Origin of the sequence: Sphingomonas sp. Root720, from assembly GCF_001428605.1 — a bacterium.
GTDB lineage: Bacteria > Pseudomonadota > Alphaproteobacteria > Sphingomonadales > Sphingomonadaceae > Rhizorhabdus.
Window position 1 is genome coordinate 157,971 of sequence record NZ_LMID01000014.1, and the last position, 20,456, is coordinate 178,426.

Annotated in this window: 22 protein-coding genes; 7 read left to right on the forward strand and 15 right to left on the reverse strand. The window is 67.6% G+C overall.

What is annotated here, in order from left to right; translation table 11 throughout:
* Positions 1-6: 6 nt before the first annotated feature.
* A complete protein-coding gene (locus ASE22_RS21520) occupies positions 7-2,124 on the forward strand; it encodes a transglycosylase domain-containing protein (RefSeq protein ID WP_082545557.1) in 2,118 nt (705 codons plus the stop codon).
* Between the two features lie 30 nt (positions 2,125-2,154).
* Here ASE22_RS21520 and ASE22_RS21525 read toward each other — a convergent pair whose 3' ends face one another.
* Both ASE22_RS21525 and ASE22_RS21530 read right to left on the reverse strand, forming a co-directional pair.
* Positions 2,155-2,643, reverse strand: a complete 489-nt coding sequence (locus ASE22_RS21525; protein ID WP_056364446.1) for a glutathione peroxidase — start codon at positions 2,641-2,643, stop codon at positions 2,155-2,157.
* Positions 2,644-2,647: 4 nt separating this feature from the next.
* On the reverse strand, positions 2,648-3,181 hold the full coding sequence (locus tag ASE22_RS21530; protein WP_056364710.1) for a MarR family winged helix-turn-helix transcriptional regulator: 534 nt from the start codon (positions 3,179-3,181) through the stop codon (positions 2,648-2,650).
* A gap of 65 nt (positions 3,182-3,246) precedes the next feature.
* Here ASE22_RS21530 and ASE22_RS21535 point away from each other — a divergent pair, with 65 nt between their 5' ends.
* Positions 3,247-4,131 carry a branched-chain amino acid aminotransferase gene (locus ASE22_RS21535; RefSeq protein ID WP_056364448.1) on the forward strand — a complete coding sequence of 295 codons (885 nt, stop codon included), beginning with the start codon at positions 3,247-3,249 and terminating at the stop codon, positions 4,129-4,131.
* A gap of 3 nt (positions 4,132-4,134) precedes the next feature.
* On the opposite strand, the gene rarD is transcribed toward ASE22_RS21535, so the two are convergent.
* The 6 genes from rarD to ASE22_RS27775 all read right to left on the reverse strand — a co-directional run bounded on the left by rarD (position 4,135) and on the right by ASE22_RS27775 (position 10,119).
* The gene (rarD, locus tag ASE22_RS21540; RefSeq protein WP_056364449.1) at positions 4,135-5,025 is read right to left on the reverse strand and encodes an EamA family transporter RarD; all 891 of its coding nucleotides are present in this window, start codon (positions 5,023-5,025) and stop codon (positions 4,135-4,137) included.
* Positions 5,026-5,179: 154 nt separating this feature from the next.
* Entirely contained in the window at positions 5,180-5,968 is a 789-nt protein-coding gene (locus ASE22_RS21545) for a sulfite exporter TauE/SafE family protein (protein ID WP_056364451.1), read from the reverse strand.
* Between the two features lie 90 nt (positions 5,969-6,058).
* On the reverse strand, positions 6,059-8,518 hold the full coding sequence (locus ASE22_RS21550; RefSeq protein WP_056364452.1) for a TonB-dependent receptor: 2,460 nt from the start codon (positions 8,516-8,518) through the stop codon (positions 6,059-6,061).
* 208 nt (positions 8,519-8,726) lie between these two features.
* Positions 8,727-8,924: a DUF5818 domain-containing protein gene (locus ASE22_RS27770; RefSeq protein WP_082545556.1), complete on the reverse strand. Its 198-nt coding sequence runs from the start codon at positions 8,922-8,924 to the stop codon at positions 8,727-8,729.
* Entirely contained in the window at positions 8,921-9,601 is a 681-nt protein-coding gene (pyrF, locus tag ASE22_RS21555; RefSeq protein ID WP_056364453.1) for an orotidine-5'-phosphate decarboxylase, read from the reverse strand. Before pyrF ends, ASE22_RS27770 begins: the two co-directional genes overlap by 4 nt.
* Complete coding sequence (locus ASE22_RS27775) at positions 9,598-10,119, reverse strand: LapA family protein (protein WP_235538189.1); 522 nt, start codon at positions 10,117-10,119, stop codon at positions 9,598-9,600. The genes pyrF and ASE22_RS27775 overlap by 4 nt, the downstream gene beginning before the upstream one ends.
* An 82-nt stretch (positions 10,120-10,201) precedes the next feature.
* Here ASE22_RS27775 and ASE22_RS21565 point away from each other — a divergent pair, with 82 nt between their 5' ends.
* Complete coding sequence (locus ASE22_RS21565) at positions 10,202-10,717, forward strand: hypothetical protein (RefSeq protein ID WP_156397248.1); 516 nt, start codon at positions 10,202-10,204, stop codon at positions 10,715-10,717.
* Positions 10,718-10,827: 110 nt separating this feature from the next.
* On the opposite strand, the gene ASE22_RS21570 is transcribed toward ASE22_RS21565, so the two are convergent.
* The 7 genes from ASE22_RS21570 to ASE22_RS21600 form a co-directional block, all read right to left on the reverse strand.
* Positions 10,828-11,643 (reverse strand): ATP-grasp fold amidoligase family protein, encoded by an 816-nt coding sequence (locus tag ASE22_RS21570; protein ID WP_235536392.1) that lies wholly within the window; start codon positions 11,641-11,643, stop codon positions 10,828-10,830.
* A 107-nt stretch (positions 11,644-11,750) separates the two neighbouring features.
* Positions 11,751-12,044, reverse strand: a complete 294-nt coding sequence (locus ASE22_RS21575) for a hypothetical protein (RefSeq protein ID WP_056364457.1) — start codon at positions 12,042-12,044, stop codon at positions 11,751-11,753.
* A 71-nt stretch (positions 12,045-12,115) separates the two neighbouring features.
* On the reverse strand, positions 12,116-12,409 hold the full coding sequence (locus tag ASE22_RS21580) for a hypothetical protein (protein WP_056364459.1): 294 nt from the start codon (positions 12,407-12,409) through the stop codon (positions 12,116-12,118).
* Between the two features lie 408 nt (positions 12,410-12,817).
* On the reverse strand, positions 12,818-14,698 hold the full coding sequence (locus tag ASE22_RS21585) for an asparagine synthase-related protein (RefSeq protein WP_056364460.1): 1,881 nt from the start codon (positions 14,696-14,698) through the stop codon (positions 12,818-12,820).
* Between the two features lie 4 nt (positions 14,699-14,702).
* Complete coding sequence (locus ASE22_RS21590; protein WP_162248232.1) at positions 14,703-14,960, reverse strand: HPr-rel-A system PqqD family peptide chaperone; 258 nt, start codon at positions 14,958-14,960, stop codon at positions 14,703-14,705.
* 68 nt (positions 14,961-15,028) lie between these two features.
* Positions 15,029-15,853: a sulfotransferase domain-containing protein gene (locus ASE22_RS21595; protein ID WP_056364463.1), complete on the reverse strand. Its 825-nt coding sequence runs from the start codon at positions 15,851-15,853 to the stop codon at positions 15,029-15,031.
* Between the two features lie 13 nt (positions 15,854-15,866).
* Positions 15,867-16,802, reverse strand: a complete 936-nt coding sequence (locus ASE22_RS21600; RefSeq protein ID WP_156397247.1) for a hypothetical protein — start codon at positions 16,800-16,802, stop codon at positions 15,867-15,869.
* A 169-nt stretch (positions 16,803-16,971) separates the two neighbouring features.
* On the opposite strand from ASE22_RS21600, the gene ASE22_RS26960 reads away from it, so the two are divergent.
* The 4 genes from ASE22_RS26960 (at position 16,972) to ASE22_RS21610 (ending at position 19,701) form a co-directional block, all read left to right on the forward strand.
* The gene (locus ASE22_RS26960; protein WP_156397246.1) at positions 16,972-17,136 is read left to right on the forward strand and encodes a hypothetical protein; all 165 of its coding nucleotides are present in this window, start codon (positions 16,972-16,974) and stop codon (positions 17,134-17,136) included.
* Between the two features lie 104 nt (positions 17,137-17,240).
* A complete protein-coding gene (locus tag ASE22_RS26965) occupies positions 17,241-17,477 on the forward strand; it encodes a hypothetical protein (RefSeq protein WP_156397245.1) in 237 nt (78 codons plus the stop codon).
* A 90-nt stretch (positions 17,478-17,567) separates the two neighbouring features.
* Positions 17,568-18,665: a sugar-transfer associated ATP-grasp domain-containing protein gene (locus ASE22_RS21605; RefSeq protein ID WP_056364467.1), complete on the forward strand. Its 1,098-nt coding sequence runs from the start codon at positions 17,568-17,570 to the stop codon at positions 18,663-18,665.
* Between the two features lie 148 nt (positions 18,666-18,813).
* The gene (locus ASE22_RS21610) at positions 18,814-19,701 is read left to right on the forward strand and encodes an OmpA family protein (protein WP_056364468.1); all 888 of its coding nucleotides are present in this window, start codon (positions 18,814-18,816) and stop codon (positions 19,699-19,701) included.
* Positions 19,702-20,456: the final 755 nt, after the last annotated feature.

Here is a 20,456-nt window from a genome sequence, read left to right on the forward strand (position 1 = left end):
CGGAGCATGCCCGTTGCGGACGGCGCCGCCCGCCCCAGCCGGCTTCGCCGCCCGTCCTGGCGCTCGTTCGGCAAATGGTCCGGCGTCGCCTTTCTCGGCCTGATCCTCGTCGCTATCCTGTGGGCGACCTGGGTCGCGCCGCCATGGGGGGCGATGGAGCCGCCGCGCAAGCCGAGCTTCGTCTATCTCGCCGCCGACGGCACGCCGATCGCGCGGCGGGGGGCGGGGGAGGCGCCGGTCGATGCGGCCGACCTGCCGCTGCATGTGCGCGGGGCGTTCATCGCGATCGAGGACCGGCGCTTCGCCGAGCATCTGGGCATCGATCCGCGCGGCTTGGCGCGCGCGCTGTGGCACAATGTCCGCGCGGGCGAGACGGTGCAGGGCGGCTCCACGATCACCCAGCAGCTCGCCAAGACGGCCTTCCTGTCGTCCGACCGCAAGATCGGGCGCAAGGTGCAGGAGGCGGTGCTGGCGCTGTGGCTCGACGCCTGGCTGACCAAGGACGAGATCCTGTCGCGCTATCTGTCGACGATCTATTTCGGCGACGGCGCCTATGGCCTGCGCGCCGCCGCGCGGCATTATTTCCAGAAGACGCCCGAGCGGCTGAGCATCGGCGAGGCGGCGATGCTGGCGGGGATGGTCAAGGCGCCGAGCCGGCTCAACCCGACGGTGAACCTTAAAGATGCGCAGGCGCGCTCCCGGCTGGTGATCGCGGCGATGGCCGAGGAGAAGATGATCTCCCCCCCGGAAGCCGAAGCCGCGCGGCTGGCGGTGCCGCGCGTGGCGCCCGACGAGCTGCCGGCGGGCACCTATTTCGTCGACTGGGTCGCGCCGCAGGCGGAAGAGGCGGCCGCGCGGGCGGGGACCGGCCGGGAGGGCGGGCAGCTGACCGTCACCACGACGCTGGACCGCGACCTGCAGCAGGCGGCGATCAAGGCGCTGACGTCGGTGCTGGAGGGTTATGGCGACGGGGTGCATGCGACGCAGGCGGCGCTGGTGGCGATGCGCCCCGACGGGCAGGTCGTCGCGATGATCGGCGGGCGCAGCTACAAGGCAAGCCCGTACAACCGCGCGACGCAGGCGCAGCGGCAGCCGGGATCGGCCTTCAAGCTGGCGGTGTACCTGACCGCGCTGGAGAATGGCGAGACGCCCGACACGCTGGTCGACAACGGGCCGCTGACGATCGACGGCTGGAGCCCGAAAAATTACGGCAGCTATGGCGGGCCGACGACGCTGCGCAGCGCCTTCACCTATTCGAGCAACGTCGCCGCGGTGCGGATCGCCGAGCGGGTGGGGCGGCGCAAGGTGGCCGACACCGCCCGGCAGTTGGGCATCACGGCGCCGATCGCCTCCGGCCCGTCGATGGCGCTGGGCACGTCGGGGATGACGCTGATCGAGCTGACCTCGGCCTATGCGGCGATCGCGAACGGGCGCTATCCGGTGAAGGCGAGCGGGCTGGCGCAGGCGATGCCCGAGCGCGGGGAGCCGATGAACCCGCATGTGCGCGAGATGATGCTGGACCTGCTGTGGAGCGCGGCCAACCAGGGCACGGGGCGCGGCGCGGCGCTGGGCATTCCGACCTTCGGCAAGACGGGGACGACGCAGAACCACCGCGACGCGCTGTTCGTCGGCTTCGCGGGCGGGCTGGTGACGGGCGTGTGGGTCGGCAATGACGACGACACGCCTATGCGCGGGGTGACGGGTGGCAGCCTGCCCGCGGCGATCTGGGCCCGGTTCATGGGGTCGGCCAGGCTGAAGGCGGGCGACCTCGACCTGCCGCCGACCCTGATGGCGGCGATCGAGCAGCGCCAGGAGCAGATGCGGGTGCAGGCCGAGGAGCGCGAGCTGGCCGAGCTGGAGGCGGCCGAGGCGCTGGACCAGGAGCAGGAGGGATCGCCGATCGGGCGGTTCATCGACGGGATATTGCCGGGCTTCCTGCGCGGCGACAGCGCGGCGGGCCCGGACGAGGCGCGCGACGAGGCCGCGATGATCGCGGCGCAGGAGGCGCGCGAGAAGCGCCGCATCCGGCTGGACGAGCTGCGCCGGCGCAAGGCCGAGCGCGGGGGGGGCTATTTCCCCGAGGAGGGAGAGGGGGAGAGCGAGGAGCCGCTGCCGCCCGATTGAGCGGCGGGGAGGGCGCCCGGGCTGTAGCCCTCATGCGCCCTCCAGCAGCTCCTCGATCTCGCCGCGTATCGCCTCGGGCCTGGTCGTCGGCGCGTAGCGGCTGAAGACCTGGCCGTCGCGGTCGATCAGGAATTTGGTGAAGTTCCACTTGATCCCCTCGGTGCCGAGGATGCCGCGGGCGTTGCTCTTCAGCCAGCCGTAGAGCGGGTGGGCGTGGGGGCCGTTGACCTCGACCTTCGCGAACATCGGGAAGCGGACGTCGTAGCTGGTGCGGCAGAAGGCGTCGATCTCCGCCTCGTCGCCCGGCTCCTGCGCGCCGAACTGGTTGCAGGGGAAGCCGAGGATGACGAGGCCCCGGTCGGCGAGCTGCTCGTGCAGCCGCTCCAGCCCCTCATATTGCGGGGTGAAGCCGCATTTGCTGGCGGTGTTGACGATCAGCATCACCTTGCCGCGATAGCGTTCGAGCGGCACCTCGGCGCCGTCGATCGCGCGGGCGGAGAAATCAAAGGCCGTCGTCATCGGATCATCCCTGCTTGCGCGCGTGCGGCATGCGCGGCTTCTCGTCGGGGGGCACCAGCCCCTCCAGCACCGACCAGAAGCCGGTCACCGCATTCTGCCCGGCCTGGGCATAGGCGCCCGACAGGCGTTCGCGAAGGGCCTCGAACAGCGAGGCTTCGAGCGCGGCGCCCGCATCGGTGACGCGGAGCAGCCGCTGGCGCCGGTCCTCGCGGCCCATCCGCGTCTCGATCAGGCCGCGCTCGGCCAGCTCGTTGAGGACGCGGCCGAGCGACTGCTTGGTGACGCCGAGGATGCGCAGCAGTTCGCTGACGGTGATGTCGGGGTTGCGGGCGATGAAGTAGAGCGACCGGTGATGCGCGCGGCCGAGGCCCTGCTGTGCCAGCCCCTCGTCGATGCCGCGCAGCAGGTGGCTGTAGCCGAAATAGAGCAGCTCGACCCCGCGGCGGATTTCGGGCTCGCGCAGGAACAGCGGCGACGCGGCGCGAAACGCCTCGGGAGACTTGGGGGGAGTTTTGGGGGGAGAATTTGGGACAGCCATATTGACGTAATTTGCCATCACTTCTACGGCGAAGCAACGACATTATCGTGCGTGGAAGCGGAAATATGGCTGAGGAAATGACCTTCGACGATCGGGACGGCTTCATCTGGCTCGACGGCGCGCTCGTCCCGTGGCGGCAGGCCAACGTCCATGTCCTCACCCACGGCCTCCATTATGCCTCGTCGGTGTTCGAGGGGATGCGCGCCTATGACGGCACGATCTTCGCGCTGGGCCAGCACAGCCGGCGGCTGCGGGAGAGCGCGCATATGCTGGGCTTCGACCTGCCCTGGTCGGTCGAGGCGATCGACGCCGCCTGCATCGCGACGCTGGCGGCCAACGGGCTGACCGACGCCTATGTGCGGCCGATCGCGTGGCGCGGATCGGAGCAGATGGGGGTGTCGGCGCTGCGGACCCGGCCGCACATGGCGATCGCCTGCTGGGCGTGGGGCAGCTATTTCGATCCGGGCGCGGCCGGGCTTCGGCTCGACATCGCGCCGTGGCGGCGGCCCCCGCCGCACTGCGCGCCGGTCCAGGCCAAGGCGGCAGGGCTCTACATGATCGCGACGATGTCCAAGCATCACGCCGAGGGGCGCGGCTTCGACGATGCGCTGATGTTCGACCATCGCGGGCAGGTGGCCGAGGCGACCGCCGCCAACGCCTTCTTCGTCAAGGACGGCGTGCTCCACACCCCGACGCCCGACTGCTTCCTCGACGGCATCACCCGCCAGACGGTGATCGGGCTGGCGCGGCGGCGCGGGATCGAGGTCGTCGAGCGCGCGATCTGGCCCGAGGAGCTGGAGGGGTTCGAGCAGTGCTTCCTGACCGGATCGGCCGCCGAGATCGTGCCGGTCGGTTCGGCGGGGCCGTGGTCGTTCGAGATCGGCGAGCTGACGCGCCGGATCCGGGCGGACTATGCCGATCTGGTGCGCGGGCGGCCGGCCGCGGGCTGAGCGCTATTCGGGCAGCGCCGGGGTCACCCGGCCACGGTGCCAGGTGGCGAGGACGTAGACGGCGAGCCCCGACCAGATCAGCGCGAAGGCGAGCAGGTGGATCGGCAGCATCGGCTCCCCGAACACCGCGACCGCGATCAGCAGCTGCAGGGTCGGGCCGATATATTGGAGCAGGCCCAGCTCGGAATAGCGCATCCGGTTGGCCGCGCCGGCGAACAGCAGCATCGGGATGGTGGTGACGAAGCCGCTCGCGACGAGCATCCACAGCGGCGGGCTGTCGGGCCGCGCCATCGCCCCCGGCATGAGCGCCAGCCAGCCGATCGCGAGCGGGAAGAGCAGGCCGGTCTCGATCAGCAGCCCCTCGACCGGGCCCAGCCCGATCACCTTGCGCACCAGCCCGTAGAGGCCGAAGCTCAGCGCCAGGCCGAGCGGGATCAGCGGGATGCCGCCCTGCTGGATCGCCAGCGCGGCGACCCCGGCGGCGGCGAGCAGGATCGCCGCGACCTCCATCCGGCCCAGCCGCTCGCGCAGGAAGAGCACCCCGAGCGCGACGTTGACCAGCGGGTTGATGAAATAGCCGAGGCTCGCCTGCAGCGTGTGGCCGCCGTTGACGCTGTAGACGTAGATCGCCCAGTTGGTGGCGATCAGCAGGGTCGAGGCGCCGAGCGCGAGCAGCAGGCGCGGGGTGCGGATCGTGGCGCGGATCGCCGCCCAGCGCCCGACGAGCGTGGCGAGCACCAGCAGGATCGCCAGCGACCAGATCACCCGGTGCGCCAATATGTCCGCGACGGGCAGTGCCTGCAGCGCGCGGATGAACAGCGGCAGCAGGCCCCAGATCGTATAGGCAGCGACGCCCATGACGATGCCCAGGCGGGTTTCGGAGCGGACAGACATGCGCCCGCCTATTGCGGCAATGCCCGAAAGGCAACGGCCTCTGGAAATCGCCCCAGAGCGGTTCACGATCTGATTGCATCAGATCGGCCGCTCTAGCTTATTATTCCATCGCGATTCCGAGCCGGCAGACGTTTCCATCCGCCTCGAAACCGCTCTAGCCGAGCGCCTTCCACAGGCTGAACAGGCTCGTCGCCACCAGCACCGTGCCGACCATCGTCAGCAGGCGCTTCGCGGCGATGCGCTTGACCAGCAGCGCGCCGAGCGGGGCGGCGAGCAGGCCGCCGATGATCAGTCCGACCGCGGCGATGGTGAAGGCCTGCAGCCCCATCGTCAGGACGAAGGTCAGCGAGATCGTCGAGGTCAGGAAGAACTCGGCGGTGTTGACCGTGCCGATCGTGCGGCGCGGCTCGGTGCCCTGCACCAGCAGGTTGGAGGTGACGACCGGCCCCCAGCCGCCACCGCCCGCCGCGTCGAGGAAGCCGCCGACCAGGCCGAGCGGGGCGATGACCCGGGCCGGCCGGTGCTCGGCGCCATGGTCCATCCGCCACGAGCGCCAGAGCAGGTAGACGCCGATGCCGATCAGATAGGTCATCACGAAGGGGCGCGCGGTCGATCCGTCGATATTGGCGAGGAGATAGGCGCCGAGGACGCCGCCGAGCATGCCGGGCAGGACCAGCCGCGCGAACAGCTTCCAGTCGACGTTGCGCTGGCTGATGTGGCTGATCGCCGAGGCGGCGGTGGTGAAGGTCTCGACCAGATGGACGCTGGCCGAGGCACGCGCGGGCGCGAGGCCGATGACGCTGACCAGCAGCGTGTTGGTGATCACGCCGAACGCCATGCCCAGCGCGCCGTCGACGAGCTGGGCGACGAAGCCGACGCCGATGAAGGGTGCGATCGCCTCGAGATGGGCGAAGGTCAGTTCGGGGAGCGAGAAGGAAAACATGCGGCTGATCTTCCGTCGAAACGTCCCGGCCGGCACCCTGAGGCACCGGCCGGGAATTGAAAGCAAGCGTCTTTTGCCCGCCGGCCGTTGTCAGAACTTCGCCTTGACGGTGGCACCCCAGGTGCGCTGGTCGCCGAGGGTGCCGGCGATCAGGCCGACATTGCCCGGAGCGACCTGCAGCAGATCGATATATTTCTTGTCGAAGGCGTTGCGGACCCAGCCGAAGATGTCGAACCGATCGGTGCGGAAACCGGCGCGGACGTTGGTCACGACATAGCCCTTCACCTCGGTGTAGATCGACGGCGAGGCGTTCGAGTTCCAATGCGACCGGTAATTGCCGTCGACGCCGAGATAGGCCTGGCCCTCGTTCGCCAGCAGCTCGACCGGGACATTGGCCTCTGCCCCGAAGGAAGCGGACCAGCGCGAGACGCCGGGGAGGCGCTGACCCGAGATGTCGCACTGGCGCGGGCTGAGCGCACCCGGGACGCCCGGCTGCGAATAATCGGGCGCAGCGTTGGCCGGCTGGAGCGTGCCGCCCGACAGTTCGGGCGGGCAGGGTGCGTTGGTGAACTTCTTGTACTTGGCGTCCGTGTAGGCGCCGCTCACATAAGCGAGGAAACGCTCGCTCGGGTTGATGCGGAAGTCGGTCTCGATGCCCTGCGAGCGGACCTTGTCGGCATTGGCGAGATAGCCGCGCACCGTGCCGAACTGGCCGCCATTCACCGTGGCCTGGAAGTTCCTGATGTTGGTGCGGAAGGCGGAGACGTTGAAGGTCGCCTTGCGATCCCAGAACTGGGTCTTCATGCCGACCTCGAAATGGTGGAGCGATTCCGGCTTCACCGTGCTCGCGGTCAGATCGGGCACGTTCGCGCTGGTCAGCGGCAAGCCGTTCTGGTTGATGCCGACCGTCTTGAAGGTCTTGGCATAGGTGGCATAGCCGAGGATCCCAGGCGCGAACTTATAGTTCACGTTCAGATCATAGCTGAAGTTCCACTTGCTGACCGACGGGCTGGTCGACTGCGGCTGATAGACGCCGCACTGCGCCGCCAGATTTCCGCTCAGGGCGGGCCCGCCCGGCGGGACCGTGCAGTTGATCACCGCGCCTGCGCCATTGGTGACGACGCGTTCGTAGAAGCCCGACTTCTTATCGTAGTTCAGGCGGATGCCGGGCTGGATGGTCAGCTGGTCGGTCACCTTCCAGGCGGCCTGGGCGAAGGCCGCGGCGCTGGTGCTCTTGAGATATTGGGTGTTGGTGGCCGTCAGCCCGTTAAGGATGCTGGGATCGTTCGCCTGGGCGCCGGTCAGGCTCCAGCGGCTGGCGTCGATGCCCTGCGATTCGGTGCCCTGGGTGTCGATGCGCTGCTTGAAGCCGAACAGTCCGGCGACGAAGTCGACTTTCTCGCCATCGTAATTATAGCGGAATTCCTGGCTGTACTGATCCTGCTGCGACGGGTTCTGCGACTTGGAGACGATCGACAGGCCCGTGAAGTCGCGGTCGTTTTCCGGCTTCCAGTCCCAGAAACGCCATGCGGTGATCGAGGTGAAGGTGCCGGCATCGGTATCCCAGACCGCCTTGAGCGACGCGCCGCCGATCTTGTTGCCCGCGTTGAGGCTGGAGTCGAGATCGGTCAGCCGGTCATAGGGGTTGCGGCTGGGCACCTGATAGTTGCGCCCGGCGGCGTTGGCGGCGGCGACCAGGGCGTCATATTGCCGGCCGATCGCGCGCTGGGTGCGGCCGACGCGGACGAAGGTGGTGCCGAAGCCGAGCGGGTCCTGCTTGCTGTAATCGCCCGACAGGGTGATCTTGAGATCGTCGGTCGGCTTGAACAGCAGCGTGCCGCGCACGCCGAGATTGTCCTGCTCGTTGATATATTGGTTGGTCCGGGGGTTGTAGAGCGTGCCGCGCCGCGAGGTGACGCCGCCGGCGACGCGCACCGCGACCTTGTCCGACAGCGGGCCCGACACGGCGGCCTTGGCCTGCTTGAACTTCAGGTTGCCGGCGGTCACTTCCGCACGGCCCTCGAAATCGAAGGTCGGCTGGTTGGTGGTGATGTTGATCGCGCCGGCGGTGGTGTTCTTGCCGTAGAGCGTGCCCTGCGGACCGCGCAGAACCTCGACCTGGCCGACGTCGAGGAAATCGAACACCGCGGCGGCGACGCGCGAATTATAGACGTCGTCGACATAGATGCCGACGCCCTGCTCGAAGCCGTCGCTGGTCAGGCCGAACGGAACGCCGAGGCCGCGGATGTTGACCGAGGTATTGCGCGGATTGGACGAATAGACCTGCAGCGTCGGAGCCAGCTGCTGGAGTTTCAGGATGTTGAAATTGCCGGTGCTCTCGATCTGGTTGGCGCCGACCACCGAGATCGCCAGCGGCACTTCCTGCGCGGTTTCCTGGCGGCGGCGGGCGGTGACGATGATCTCGCTGTTGGCGCGGGGCGATTCCAGCTCGGCCCCGTCGGCGATGTCGGCCGCGGGCGGCACGGCCTGCGCATGGAGCGGAGAGGAGAGGGCGGCCAGCGCCGCGCTCGCGAGGAGCAGTTTCTTCATGATGTCCCCTTTTTAAACCTGCTTCGTCGGCCCCATTTGGGGAGAGCGGGGTGGGCACCCGCTCTCCCCGCCCCGGGGAACCGATCTGCCAAGGGTTTATCTCTACTGAATGAGAAGAGAAGAAAGAAAATCTATCAAAACGGTAGAAAAAAAGGTTTAGAGCGACGCAACAGTATGAGTCCGCTCGATTTTTCGGGGTAGCGGTCGGTCAGGCGGGCTGGACGCCGTCCGCCTCGACATGATCGGCTCCGGTCAGCAGGCCGATGACGCGCACGCGCTTTTCGACGAGGTCGACCGGGGTGCGCTGGAGCTCGAGCCGGTAATGCCCGCCGCGATCGCGCTTGAGGACGAAGCCGCCGCCGTCGCGCAGGAGCGTGCCGGTCTCGTCGACCGGGGTGCCGCTCAGAGCGTCGCCTCGATCGCGCGGGCGGCGAGGTCCGGATCCTCGGCCTGGGTGATCGGCCGGCCGATGACGAGGATCGACGCGCCCTGGTCGAGCGCCTGGCGCGGGGTCATGACCCGCTTCTGGTCGGCATGGCCGTTGCCGCCGGCGGGACGGATGCCGGGGACGACGAAGAAGCCCTGCGGCCAGAGCTTCTTGGCGGCCTTGACCTCGTTGCCCGAGCAGACCACGCCGTCGAGCCCGGCCTGTCGGGCGAGCAGGGTGAGCCGCTCGACCTGGGCATGCGCGTCGGACGCCACGCCGATCGACTGCAGATCGTCGCCGTCGAGGCTGGTGAGGACGGTCACCGCGACCACCTTGGTGCCAACCGGCGCCGCCGCCTTGGCATCCTCCATCATCGCGAGCCCGCCGGCCGCATGGACGGTGAGGATCGCCGGCTTCAGGCCGTTGAGCGCCTGCACCGCCTTGGCGACGGTGTTGGGGATGTCGTGCAGCTTGAGGTCGAGGAAGACCGGCAGGTCGAGCGCGGCCATCTCGCGCACCCCGGCCTGGCCGTGGGCGGAGAAGAATTCGAGCCCCAGCTTGATTCCGCCGACATGGTTGCGGACGCGCGCGGCGATGTCCCTGGCGCGGGCGATGTCGGGCGTGTCGATCGCCACATAGATGGGGCTGCGGGTCATTCTACGGTTCCGGTGGACGGCGGGATGGCGATATCGGGCGCCGCGGGTGCGGACAGCGGCGCGGACGACGCCGCCCCTAGCGCATTGCGCTCGAGATTGTCGATGCGGCGATGCAGCCGCCACAATTTGGTGCGGTGGACGGCGTAGGTCGGCAGGAAGCCGACCACGGCGCCGAGCAGCAGCACCACCGGCAGCTTCACGTCGGCGGTCAGCCCCGCCCACAGGTTGATCGGCACCGGAACCCAGTTCCGCAGCGAGAAGATCACCGCGATCACCGCCAGAGCCGCCCAGAACAAGGTCTTGAGAAAATGCATGGCCCGCTTGTCCCCCACCCGTCCGGCGCGGTCAAGATGCGCGGTCGTTGCGGACGCGATGCGTTGCCCGGCCGGACGGCGTGCGCGGCGGCGGTCTGCGAGATCGAGGCGTGCCGCCGGGCGGTGCTCCAGAGGCAGGTCAGGCCGCATGGGGGTGGCCAGGTGCCGGTCCGCGATCAAGGTCTCGGCGAGGAAAGCGGACATCGACATCACGGCCGCCGACCACTGCGGTAGCTTCGATCACGTGCCGTCCTACCGGATCAGGCAGAGCGGACAGGAGCGAACGATGGATCGACAGCAGCTTGGGCGGCTAGGACTTCTCACAATGGTCGCCAGCGTTCTGATCGGGGGGTGCTCGAACGAGAAGAAGCCACCCCAGCAGCAGGCCGATGCATCCGGACCCTATGTGATCGGCTTGGGAGAGATCATGGGGCTCACCCAGATGCGCCACGCCAAGCTCTGGTTTGCTGGCCAGGCGAACAACTGGCCTCTGGCGGCTTACGAACTGGACGAGTTGAAGGAAGGATTTGACGATGCGGTCAGATATCATCCGCATCACAAGAGCGTTCCCCGGCCCCTGACGACGATGATCCCCCAATTCGTGGGAGAGCCGATCGCCGAGATCGACACGGCCATCAAGACAAGGGACCGGACCCGGTTCGTCGCGGCGTTCGACCGCCTGACGGCGGGGTGCAATGCCTGCCACGAGGAAGCCAGTTTTGGCTTCAATGTCGTGAAACGACCGACCGTCCCACCCTATTCGAACCAGAGTTTCACCCCCGCCGCGAGAAGCGGCGCCTGAAGCCTTCGCAGATCGAATATCGGGTTTCGGGTGACACACCGCATCGGCCGAATGCCGCAAACGGGTCGCTGTGCAGTCGTGCGATCGCCTCCGGTCGGCCTGCCGTGGGCTCAGGCCGTCAGCCTGATGGCGGCTTCCGTCCAGTCGGCCGCCGATGCCGCGGCCCAAAGCATGCCCATCTGGAGATCCAGCCGCAGCGGCTCTACTTTCTCGAGGCCGGACCCCGGGTAGAAGGTAAGCTCGCCGAACATCGGTTGGCGGTCGACCTCGTAAAAGTCCGCGCGCACGAAGGGAAACCCGGCCCCGAGGCATTCTGCCGCCGCGATCATCTGCGGCAGCGTCGCCGGTGCCGGCGGATCCGGATCCGGACTAGCCGGCGACACCCGCTTCCATCCCCGGTCGAAGACGATCCAGCGATGGTTGCCGGCGCGGTCCAGATGGACCTGGACGAACCGGACCTCCCCGCCGAAGACGAACAGCTTGTAGTCGACCGGCAGGGCCTCGCCAGTTCCGATATAGGTCTCAACCAATATCCCGCGCGGGATCGAGCCGTAGAGCCACTCGTCGAGCCAGGCTCCGTAACATTGTTTCGTCCACGCCCGCGATCGTTTCACGGCAAGGCGATGGTCGGCATCGTTCCGGACGATCTGCACCTGTTGCGAGCCATGACGCGACTTGACCACATAGGGGAAAGGCCAGGCCGGTATCGTCGGGAGCGTTGCTCCGCGCCACAGGATGGGCACCACCCACCGCTCGCCAAGCAATTTCGCCACCTCTGCCTTCACCAGCACCTTGTCCGCCATGAGCGGCAACCGGGGATCGCGGTCATGGAGCTTGCGATGCTGGATCCATTCCGTGAGCAACCGCGGCTGGTCGAGACGGGCGAGCCGTCGATGACGCCACAGATAGCATAGCTGGATACGCAACGCGCTTGTTCCAGCAGCGGTGGGCGGTGCAAAGAAGCGCATTCGCGCCTAAGCGAACAGCCGCCGCCTCGGTTCCGTCCGAAGTCCCCGGGCCGCGGCAGGGGCAGCTACCGGCAGGGCATTGGCTCTAGAATAAGCTCTGCACCAGCGCGCCTGGCCTTGATTCTATCACCTACCTTGCAACCCGTGACAAAAGCGGCTTCGACGGATTCTGTGCCAATTGCGCCTTTTTCGTCCTGCGCCACGACCCCGGCCATGACGCCAGGGCGATACTTCGACACGCCAAATCCGATTTCCGTGATGGTCGCAACCACCGGAACGCCTTTCCGATTTTGGCGCTCAACATCGCTTTCGAGGAAAAAGGCCATTACCAAGGCCACGACGAGCAGCAGCAGAATCATGGGGCCCAGTCCACTTCCCCAGAAGCGATACCGTAGCCAATCGAGCCAATATGCCGCGCGTACCGACACGCTCAGTCTTCGGATTTGATCTGCAAAAGCGGCGCCCGATCTTCCGCTAAACGAAGGACTGCCGTCCCGAGCCACAAAATCGCCGCACCGAACAAGGGAAAAACAAAACCGAGCAAAATCGCGAGCAGCAAAGCTCCGATCCCGTAGATCGGCTGTCCATTACTGTAGACGCCTTTGCCTCCAAATAGCGCGCTTATGCCGAACACCGTCGATATCGGCAGAAAGATACATAGGGATGCAAGGTATCCAAATCTGAACACCGACCACAATCCTATGGTGCTGACGCGAATATTCATCCTACACCCCACTATCGCGGCAGGATTAATACTCCAGGCTAATCTTGTCGAATGCGAAATCGTCCGATGTGTCGGCAGAATGCAGACGCGGCCGCGATGTCCGGAAATGAGCGGATACGGGCTTGTACTTGGCGGACCGTCCTCAGCGATCAGCAGCCCATGCGCCTAGCTGCCGGAGGCGGCTGGCAGCGGGCCCGGCGGCGCGGTTGCCATCGGTTGGCCGCACGCGGCACTCGAATGACCGGCAGGCTGGGGCGGCGGCTATCATCGTTCATCTGCCAAAGCTTGGCCCGAACGCGCAGGAACGACGGGGGGAGGTGAAAGGAATCGTTCCACCCCGCACGTTTCAGCCGATCGATGCGGCGGGCAGCGTCAGGTGCGCCGCCGTGCTGCCTGCCTTCGGCGCGCCTATCCGGGGCGGGCACCGGGCGGGGCGTGGAGCCGGGTGGCGGCGATCAGGCATTCGACCGCCATCAGCGGCAGCCAGGGGGGGACGCCCTCGGCGAGCGCTTCCCGTGCCGAGGGGGACCGCGCAATCGCTTCGGCATCGGGCAACAGCGCGAGGCCGGCGGCTATGGCGTCGAGATCGAACATCGCCGCGGCTTCCGGGGAAGCGGTACGAAGCTCCCCGGCGCGCGCTAAAAGGTCGGCCTTGCGAAGCGCGTAGCCAAGGAATCTCTCGTCGAACAACCCGACCTTGTTCCGGGCCAGCCGCACCCTGTCGGGAAGGATCCCCCGCATCGCGCGGCGAAACGGCTGCCGGCCATAGCCGTCCGACAGGAACATGCGGACGGGCAGCGACAGCATGAAATCGACGACGCGGCGATCGAGCAGGGGAAAGCTGACCGCCACGCCGTGGCGCGCCCCCATGATCGCGTAATAGGCGCATCGCGAGGGGATGTGGTGATCGGCGAACGCCGTCGTGCGCTCATGTGGGGTGTTCGCCTGGAGGATCGGCGGCATGCTCCGCTCCAGCACCTTTTCCCGCATGTCGGGGTGGAGATAGCGCGGTATGCCCGTCGTCGGATGCATCGCGGAGGTCCGCCGGACCAGGCGGTCGCGGACGATGCGCGGCAGAAGCGGAAGGATCAGCCGGTCGCGAAGGGCCTTCGCCAGCGGCATTTCTTCGCGTCGAGCGCGCGCGCGCAGTTCGCGCATCAAGGTGCGCAGATTTCCCTGCCGCAACAGCCGAACATAGAGGTTGGCGCCATTGTAGGTTGCCCCCTCATCGCCGCCGACACCGCTGAGCAGGCGGCCGGCGCCGAAAGCCGCCGCCCGCGCCATCATCCTGTCGTCATATCCGTCGACCAGGCTTCCCGGCCAGTCGGGATCTTCCGCCTCGCCGGGCATGCGAAGACCGTCATGCGCGACGAAATGCGCGACATCCGGCTCCTGGGCCAGCACCGCCGCGATGAGCGGGCGTTCGTCGAGGTCGGCGGGTCCGAGCGGTTGCTCGGTCGTCATGCTGAGCGCCAGCACGGGCTGGCCCCGCCGCCGGCCTTCGCGCGCCGCCAGCACGGTGATGGCGGAACTGTCGAGGCCGCCGCTCAGATGGCAGGCGACCGGTCCCGCCCGGGGGATGCGACTGGCCACCGCGTCCTGCAGCAACCGGCGCAAGACATCCGCCGCCTCCTCCTGCGTACCCGACCAGCATCCGACCCGCCCCGGATCCGGGCGGTAGGCGCGGTGCGGCGGGGGCGGCGACGCGTCGCCCGGCCGAATCCGGAGGCTGTGGCCCGCCGGCAGATAGGCGATCTCCGCGAATCCGCTGTCGCTCCCGCGGAAGAAGGATTGCCGCAGCCGGACGCCCTGTGCCACCCGATCGACGGTGGCCGGCGCGAGGTCGGCCCCGTGCAGCCCCTTGGGCAGGCTGGCGAAGGCGAACCATTTGCCCGGACGGCAGGTCGACGCCAGCGGCCTGGCGCCGATGAAGTCACGGCCCAACCACAGCGTCGCCGTGTCGCGCTGCCACAAGGCGACGGCGAAGTCGCCATCGACGCTGTCGGGGAAGTCGGGTCCGCCCTGCTGGAGCGCGTCCACGAAGATCGCCTCGTCGGCGCCGACAGGGCGGTCCAGTCGCATGTCCGCAGCGACGATCCATTCGCCCAGTTGGACAGGTTTCGTCGCCGCCCCGGTGAAATCGAGGACGGCAAGACCCATCGGTCCATCCAGCCTTGTGGCGACATGGGGAGAGAGGCCCGGAGCGGTCATCGCCGCGGCCATCGCGTTCAACTCGATGTCCGACGCCGTGCTGCCGTCGAGCCGCAGGATGCCGCAGATCAGGCGCATCGGGTCACTCGGTCTGCAACAGGCCGCGGGCGTGCAACTGGGCCAGAAACTCCTGCACTTCACGCCGGCATTGCTCCGGCGTCACATCGAATTCCGTCTGGAGCCGGTCGACCAGGCCCTCCTCGCTGACCGGCTCCGCGAGCATCTGCCATATGCGCGCGGCGACCGGGTTCAGGGCATGATATTGCCCCGCCTCCGCGTTGAGCAGCAGCACGGTGTCGTCGATCGGCGCGCCGAAAGCCGAATCCGAGCGTCGAAACATCTTTCCCACCATTTCCTTCGATCGACCTTTTCGCTGTTTTCACCATCGCGGCCACGCCGCGACGACCATCATCGCGACGGACCGTAGCCCCAGCGCTTCATGACGGGCAAGAAGCGCTCTTCCAACGCCTCGACCTGCGCTGGCGTCATGACGTCCCGCCATTCCCCCACGCGCCCGCTGCGAAAGAAGCGATCCTGGCCAGGGCGGCTCTCGCGAAAGCCGCGCGCAGCTTCCTGGCGTTGCAGTTCCTCCAATGCGGAGTGCGCAACCGCGCGCCGGATTTCGGCATCGGTCGCCTCGCCACCGAGAAAGACGATGACGCTCGAAAGCGTCGCGGCCGTATGGTGTCGCAGATCCTCGTATCGCACGACCCGGGTGCTGCCCGCATCCTGCCCCGACCACCCCTCCACATGGCCCGCCCAGTCGCCCAGCGGGTAGCGAAGCTGCATAGGCCCGTCCGCGTGGCAGGCCGCGTCGGTCATCTGCCCGATCGCATGGTCGAGCGGGATGCTGGAATGATGGGACAGCGAAATGGCGACGTCTCGCGGATCGCGTATCAGATAGAGCGACCGCCGGGCCCCGCCGCCGAGGACCGAGCCGTCGAACCGATCATGCGTCTTGCAAATGAAGGGCGCGGTCAGCCGGCTTGCGACGAAGTCGTGCTGCGCCCGGCGCAACCGGGCCAGTTCGCCCGCATCCAGCAGATCCGGGTCGACCAGCATGTCGTCGCAAAACCGCCAGCGGCCGACGAGCGATTCCTCCGCGGACAGGTTGTTGATGTCGCGCGGCCGGTCGGCGCCGGCGAGAAGGTTCGCCAGCAGAACCCGCATCCACGTGTTGCCCGACTTCGGGTAGGACGCGAGCCAGACCAGACCGGGAGGAAGCCAAGCCAAGGTCGCCGCCTCTCTATGGCCGGGACCAATGGGCGATCAGCGCATCGACCGTGTCGTCGAGCTGCGCGAGATCCCGTGGCCGGCGCAGATGGTAGACCTTGACGTGCGACAGGAGCCTTGCCGTCCGTGCCGCAAGCGCCCCACCGGCATAGGCCAGGGCGACCCGCCTCCGATAACATTGGCGGAGCAGCGCCTGCGCCGCGGCCAGGGGCGCCAATTCGACGATCCCGGGCGGGTATGCCGCATTGGCATCGGCCAGCATGTAGATCGCACCCAGGGGGGCGGACGTGACGCTTTCCTCGCCCGACGCAGCGGCCACATGATATTTTTCGACCTGGGCGCGCACCCTCGCTCCGACGGCGCCCGCCAGGCCGAGCCGGTCGATACTATCCTGGAAGAGACGCAATGTCCGTCCGTCGGCCTCGATCGTCGGGCTTCCGTCGTCCGCGTCGCGGATCGAACAGAGATCGTCCGACAGGAAGGTACAGCCCGCCTGCGACAACGCGCCCGACAAGGTGGATTTCCCCGCGCCGCTGGGGCCGCAGAAGATGAAGCCGCGGCCGTCGCGAACGACGGCCGAAGCGTGCAGAAGCAAAGCGCCGCGCTGGTACAATATCGCCGACATCATGGTTCCGGTGGCGAAAACCAGGATATCGTCCAACGCCATCCCCGGCGCCGGGCAGATCGTCAGCCGATGTCCGTCCGACGCCATGAAACGGCCGATCTCGGGCAGGTCGAGCAGGAAATGCCTCGCATCGAGCGACCAGTTCGGGCCCTGATGGCTAAGCTGTTCCAGTCGTTCGGGCACATCGTCGACGGCGATGGTCACCTCGGCCTCGAACGTCTCCGCCTCGCCGGCGAGCGGGCGCATCGGCAGCGGGACCTGCGACGCGACCTTCAGACCGGACAGGCGATAGCGATGGGGGAAGCGATGCATATCCTGGATCATCGGAGCCCCTTGCAAGCCGCAGGTCGGATTGGCAACGGTCGTGATATTGCGGTCGCGATATTGCCCGAACCCCCGCGGAGGCGCTTCCCCGTCGGGCGGGCGGGCGTTGATCCGCGAAACCAATGCGGATATGGTATGCCGACAAAATATCAAGTCCGGAGTAATAGTTATGGGTCTCGACAGCGAAAATACCGTTCCTTCCATCGCTGCCGAGCACACGCCCCGAAGCCGGTGGCAGACGCCGTCGATCGAGGATGCCGACATCAGCGCTCTGACCGAGGGCACCGGAACATCCGGCGTCGAAGGACCGGCGTTTCTCAAGGTCGGCTCCTAACGGGTCTCCCGCGTCCCGCCCGGGGTGCGCGTCCGGTCGGCCGAGCGGGCGGGGCGGATCCGCGATGAACGGAACCACGGGTTTCCGGGGCGGACCGGGCGGTATTGATCCACGAAACCGTTTTCGATACGATTCGCCGGCGGAAAACCATGTCTGGAGTAAGCGTTATGGGCCTCGCTAGCGAAAATAGCGTTCCTTCGATCGCGGCGGAGTCGGCCGAGCGCGCGCGCCTGAGCCGGTGGCAAACGCCGACGATCGAGGATGCGGACATCAGCGCTCTGACCGAGGGCGGCGGAACATCCGGCGTCGAGGGCTCACCGTTTCTGAAAACCGGCTCCTGACGCGCCAGCCGGGCCCTGCCATCTCTCCATCGCAATCTGCCTTGGGACGGGCTCGGCTGGCATAGTCGCTCCGACGACCCGCTTTCCGAGATGCGGGCGTCGGCCGCGCGCGATTGGCGTCTGCGGTATCCCGCGCCGCTTCGACCGTTTCTGACGATTGGCAACCGCGCGGGCTGGGGCCTCGCCGCGCTCGGCAGGACGCTGCAGTTCGCGCGCGCGGCACGGCTGGCCTGGCCCGCGACCGGGCGCCTTTATGGCGATTGCCTGCTCACCGGCGGGGACCCGATCGAGGTTCATGTCTGGCGAGGCCTGCATGGCGACCGCCATCCGCTGCCGGCGCGATCGGCCGCGCTCGTCTTCCGGCGGCTCGGCGATCCGGCGGGCCACGCGCTGCTCGCGGACAAGCTGGCGCTGGGCGAACGGCTTTCGGAACTGGGCCTTGCCGTGCCGGCCATGCGCGCGGTGCTCGATCGGGGAAGTGCCGCGCCGTCGGAAATAGCGGCCGGCGCGGGCACGGGCGCCGGACTGTTCCTCAAGCCCCGGCATGGCTCGGGCGGACGCGGCGCCTTTGCCCTGACGCGGGACGACGGCGCGTTGCGCATGGACGGGGCGGCCGTGGAGCCGCCCGCGGTGGTTGGGCGGATCAACCGGCTGCTCGCGCATGACGACCTGCTCGTGCAGGATCGGTTGATCGCCACGGACGCCATCGCCGACCTCGCCGGCGACGGGCGCCCCCCCGTCCTGCGCCTGGCCACGGCCCGCGCGCCCGGGAGGGCGCCGTTTCTCGATTCGGCTCTGCTGATGATCGCCCGCGCCGGCCGAAATCCCCGCCATTTCCTGGAGGGGACGATCTATGCCCCCATCGATCCGGCCGGGGCACGGACCGCCGCCGGGCTTTCCCTCGCCGAACCCCGGAGGCGGATCGAGCGGCTGGAGCAGGGAGCCCGGCTGGCGGGCCGGATCGTCCCCGATTTCGACGAAGCCGTGGCGATGGCGCTGCGGGCCATGACCGGGCTTCCACCCCTGTCCCTGATCCACTGGGATATCATCCTGACCCCGCGGGGCCCGGTGCTCCTCGAAGGCAATGCGGCGGGGAACTGGATCGTCGCCAGCCTGCCCGGCATCTTCGGACTGGAGTCGGGCGCCTTGGTCCCGACGCTCGCGCAGTGGGCTTGCGCACGGGATTGAGTTCGGCCGGCGGCGCAGTTGCCATCGGTTCGCCGCACGCCGCGCTCGAATGACCGGCCGGCGAGGCGGCCGGCCGGGGGCGTTCATCTGCCAGAAAGGTTGATCCGAACACGCAGGAACGACTGGGGGAGGTAAAAGGAGTCGTTCCATGCCTGTCATTTCCAATAGACCAAGAGTTCGTATCCTTATCGCCATGTTGGCCATGTCCGTGGCGGGCAGCTTGTCTGCCCAGCAGCAGGGTTCGGGCGAATCGAATATTGTCGTGGATGGGGTTCCCATTCCCGACTTCGCCTCGTTGACTGCGGGTCCCGAGGTCAAGGGCGTCATCTCCGCGCGCAGCGGCGACCGGCTGAAGGTCACCGCCAGCGACGGCAGCAGCACGATCGTCACGATCGCCGACGCTACCAAGATCAAGGGCGCCAGCGGACTGTTCGGCGGCAGCCGCACCAAGCCGACCGCGGCTTCGCTGCTCAACGGGCTGCCGGTGACGGTCAAGACGCTGCAGTCGGCGAGCGACCCCAGCATCGGCCTGGTCGCGAGCCAGATCAACTTCAAGAACAGCGATTTCAAGACCGCGAACATGATCCGCAACGCCACCGACCAGCAATTCGCCGAGCAGACCGCGGCGACCGAAGCGCTGCGCGGCCGGCTGGGCGATATCGACAAGTACAACATCAAGAGCACGACCAACGTGCACTTCGATACCGGCAAGGCCGAGCTGTCGCCCGAGGACAAGGCCAATCTCTGCTCGACGGCGACCACCGCCGAGGGGACCGACAACGCCCTGATGCTGGTCGTCGGCTACACCGATTCGACCGGACCCGAGGAGGTCAACCAGCAGCTCAGCGAGAAGCGGGCGGCCCGCGTCATCAACTATCTCCAGCAGGCCTGCGGCTGGAAACCCTATCGCATGCTGACCCCGACCGGGATGGCCACGGCCGACCCGCTGGCGAGCAACGACACCGAGGAAGGCAAGGCGCAGAACCGCCGCGTCGCGGTGAACATCCTCGTCAGCAAGAGCGTCGACAACCTCTGAGCGTACCGGGCGGTCCGCGGACCGCCCGGTGATGACGGGAGAGGGCGGGAGCGCGGTCGGTGGTCCCGTATCCCGTCATGCCAGCGCAGGCTGGCATCTCACGGGAATGGACGCGAGCGGGAGGCAGGAGCCGCCTGAGATGCCAGCCTGCGCTGGCATGACGGAAGGAGGGTGCTCCTCACCTGTCGGCCGTTCCCGTGAAGCGGGAATCCTTGACGACGGCCCGGTGATGACGGGAATCCAGGATGTCGGTTCGCAGGACGACCTGCCCCGCGATCCTGGATTCCCGTTCCCGTGGAGAGCGCGGTCGGTGGTCCTGTATCTCGTCATGCCAGCGCAGGCTGGCATCTCACGGGAATGCACGCGAGCGGGAGGCAGGAGCCGCCTGAGATGCCAGCCTGCGCTGGCATGACGGAAGGAGGGCGCCCCTCACCTGTCGGTCGTTCCCGTGAAGCGGGAATCATTGACGACAGCCCGTGATGACGGGAATCCAGGATGTCGGTCCGCAGGACGACCTGCTCCGCGATCATGGATTCCCGTTCCCGTGGAGAGGACGGGAGCGTGGTCCTGTATCTCGTCATGCCAGCGCAGGCTGGCATCTCACGAGAATGGACGCGAGCGGGAGGCAGGAGCCGCCTGAGATGCCAGCCTGCGCTGGCATGACGGAAGGAGGGTGCTCCTCACCTGTCGGTCGTCCCCGTGAAGCGGGCATCATTGACGGCAGCCCGTTCCCGTGGAGAGGGCGCGCGCCTGGT